Below are 2,916 nucleotides of genomic sequence, written 5' to 3'. Positions count from 1 at the left end.
GTTTCTAAATGTATCTATCAAGCCAAGATTTAAAAGCTGTCTTAAAAGTTCTCGTTCTTCTGGCATGGTTCCGATTGAATCTGTCAGTAGTACAGGGTCGTAAACATCTATATCTTCTAATGCAATATTCAAATCTCCAAGTAATATTACCTTTTGATTGTCAAAATCAAAATTTTCTTTTAGAAAGTTGATAAAATGCTTATACCAATCCAATTTGTAATAATATTTCTCTCCACCTCTCAAATCTCCATGTGGAGCATATGTGTTAATCACGAAAATTTCTTTTTCTGTGATTTTATCAATTAAAACCCTTTTTTGAACATCAAAGTATTCGTGATTTAAACCTTTTTGATAATGAGAAATTTCAAGCTTAGATAAAGTAGCAACTCCGTTATATCCTTTTTGTCCAGAAATATCTTGATATACATAACCAAGCTTTTTAAAATCTTCAAAAGGAAAGTTTTTATCTTCTACCTTAATCTCTTGAAAACATAAAACATCTATATCGTTATTTCTATGATTTAACCATTCAATAACCAAATCTTTTCGTGCTTTTATAGAATTAACATTAAATGTACAAATTTTCATTGTGCTTCACCATTTCCATAATTTTTCCAAAGTTTATACATGCCAACTACAAAGACTATCAAAACCGTGAGCCAAACCAAAAATAAAGCAATATATCCAGATTTAGCAATCATTTTTTCAACTGTAAGCCCACCATAATTCACCAAACCTGCAATCGAGATAACAATGATTATTGCAGTAATTAACCCATACCTCATAGGTTTAATATTCCATGCCAAAGCAAGACCAACAATTAAGAAAAATAATAGCCCTACTGCCAAAATGTTTTGAAGTATAAATTCAACCATCTTTATGCCTCCTAAAATTGCCATTATGATTAAAATTATAACACTTATAAAAAGTAATTAAGAAATATTCATTTACTTTTAAAAATTTCTTAACAGAATTATGTAAATAATATTACGGAACAATTTTCGGAGGTAGATTGACATGGTAGAGATAAAAGGCGAGATAAATAAGGAAGTAATCAATACTATAATAGACCTGACCAAAGCTATCATTGGAGAAAAGGCTGTAGATAATATAGTGAAATCTGTTAACGAGAAAAACAAAGAAAACGCTATCGGAAAAGATATTGTTTTCGCTTTTGCAGATGAAATTCAAAATTTATTTGGTCAAAATGGTGGATATGCAATAATCAGGCAGCTTGGAAGGGAAGTTGCCAAATCTCTAATGGAAAAGCATCCAAGAGAAGAGTGGGAAGATTTGCTTGAAAAATCTTTAAATGCTTTTGGTTTTGCATACATAATAGAAAGAAATAGCAATGAAGCTTATATTTGTAATTGTGTATTTTATGAGGGAGTTTTAAAACCAAGGGGACTTGGGCCAATTGAGCATTGTGTGTGCTGGTGCGGATGGGGATTTATAGAGGCTTTTATAAAAGGTTTAGAGGCAGGAGTAAAAGGTATAAAGTGGGAAGAAAGAGATTATGAAAATCAAAAATGTAAATTTGTATTTTTGAGATGATATGACGAAAAATCAAATAAAATAGGAGATTCTTTACAGACTGCAGAACTACAAAGTCACACTTAACTGATATCTATCAATCTTGACTGTTAGTCTGAGTACATAAGTCTCAAGGATCTCCTCTTTTAAAAATTTGAGAAAATGAGAAATGAAAAGTGTGAGATATAAAAGGTAAGATATTTTCATGAGACTGCTTGTAAAAATCAACTTCGTCATTGTGAGCGAAGCGAAGAATCTCCTGTTTTTCTTTTCAAGTCAAAAAATCAAAAAATGAGATCCTTCGGCCTTACGGCCTCAGGAGGATGACAGAGAAAGGGAAAGCATGTTAACAATTGACTTATTTGTCATTCTACAGCCGACGAAGAATCTCATGTTTTCGTTGAATTTCTCACCCGACGTATTTCTTTTTATAAATTTCTAATGTATTATATAAAAGCATAGCGACAGTCATCGGGCCAACGCCGCCGGGGACAGGGGTAATTGCGTAGGCTTTTTTCTTTACGTTTTCAAAATCTACATCTCCTACGATTTTACCATCAACTCTATTAATTCCTACATCAATAACAACAGCACCTTCTTTAACCATATCCTCAGTGATTAAATTCGGCTTTCCTACTGCTACGACTAAGATATCTGCTTTAAGTGTATGAGATTTTAAGTCTTTTGTATTTTTATGGCATATGGTTACAGTTGATTTTTCATCTTTTAAAAATAATAAAGACATTGGTTTTCCTACTATATTGCTTGCTCCTACAACTACAACATCTTTTCCAAAATGGTCAATATTGTATTCTTGTAAAAGCTTCATTATTCCGTAGGGTGTACATGGAAGTATTGCATCATTTCTTCCTGTTGCAAGCTTTCCAACGTTTATAGGGTGAAATCCGTCAACATCTTTGTTTGGGTTTATAGCTTCTATTATTTCAAGGGTGTTTATGTGAGATGGCAGCGGAAGCTGGACTAAAATTCCATCAACCTCTTCATCTCCGTTTAGGTCTCCAATAAGCTCTAAAAGCTCTGTTTGGGTTATGTTTTCAGGTAAGAAAAACGGTTTTGATTTTATTCCTACCGATGCACAATCTTTAATTTTTTTATTTACATAAATCTGACTTGCTGGGTTTTCTCCGACAAGAATCACAGATAAAACAGGCGGTCTATAGCCTTTTTGTGTTAGCTGGTCTATTTCTTGTTTTATTTGATTTTTTATTTTTTCAGCTAAGGATTTTCCGTCTAATAAAATCAAGCCTTCTACTCCTTAATGTTTAAAGTGTCTCATGTTTGTAAAAATCATAGCAATTCCATGCTCATTGCATGCATCTATTACTTCTTGGTCCCTGATAGAACCACCCGGCTGTATAACTG

General features: G+C 32.6%; 4 protein-coding genes and 1 pseudogene. 1 reads left to right on the top strand and 4 read right to left on the bottom strand.

Annotated elements, in window-relative coordinates:
• Positions 1–588: exodeoxyribonuclease III (locus tag SULYE_RS07375; protein WP_007548052.1), on the bottom strand; the 588-nt coding region annotated here is incomplete at its 3' end.
• Positions 585–875, bottom strand: coding sequence for a hypothetical protein (locus tag SULYE_RS07370; protein ID WP_007548051.1), 291 nt, complete (start codon positions 873–875; stop codon positions 585–587). The genes SULYE_RS07370 and SULYE_RS07375, both read right to left, overlap by 4 nt.
• 142 nt (positions 876–1,017) lie before the next feature.
• Between SULYE_RS07370 and SULYE_RS07365 the strand changes: the two genes are divergently transcribed.
• The gene (locus SULYE_RS07365; RefSeq protein ID WP_007548049.1) at positions 1,018–1,554 is read left to right on the top strand and encodes a hypothetical protein; all 537 of its coding nucleotides are present in this window, start codon (positions 1,018–1,020) and stop codon (positions 1,552–1,554) included.
• Positions 1,555–1,942: 388 nt separating this feature from the next.
• Here the strand turns inward: SULYE_RS07365 and folD are convergent, their stop codons facing one another.
• Both folD and SULYE_RS08445 read right to left on the bottom strand, forming a co-directional pair.
• Positions 1,943–2,797 carry a bifunctional methylenetetrahydrofolate dehydrogenase/methenyltetrahydrofolate cyclohydrolase FolD gene (gene folD / locus SULYE_RS07360; protein WP_007548047.1) on the bottom strand — a complete coding sequence of 285 codons (855 nt, stop codon included), beginning with the start codon at positions 2,795–2,797 and terminating at the stop codon, positions 1,943–1,945.
• 12 nt (positions 2,798–2,809) lie between these two features.
• Positions 2,810–2,916: pseudogene (locus tag SULYE_RS08445) on the bottom strand (phosphoribosylaminoimidazolecarboxamide formyltransferase); the annotation flags it as partial.

Origin of the sequence: Sulfurihydrogenibium yellowstonense SS-5, assembly GCF_000173615.1 — a bacterium.
Classification (GTDB): domain Bacteria; phylum Aquificota; class Aquificia; order Aquificales; family Hydrogenothermaceae; genus Sulfurihydrogenibium; species Sulfurihydrogenibium yellowstonense.
Note: the sequence above shows the minus strand (reverse complement) of the source record. Positions and strands in the feature narration are given on the sequence as shown.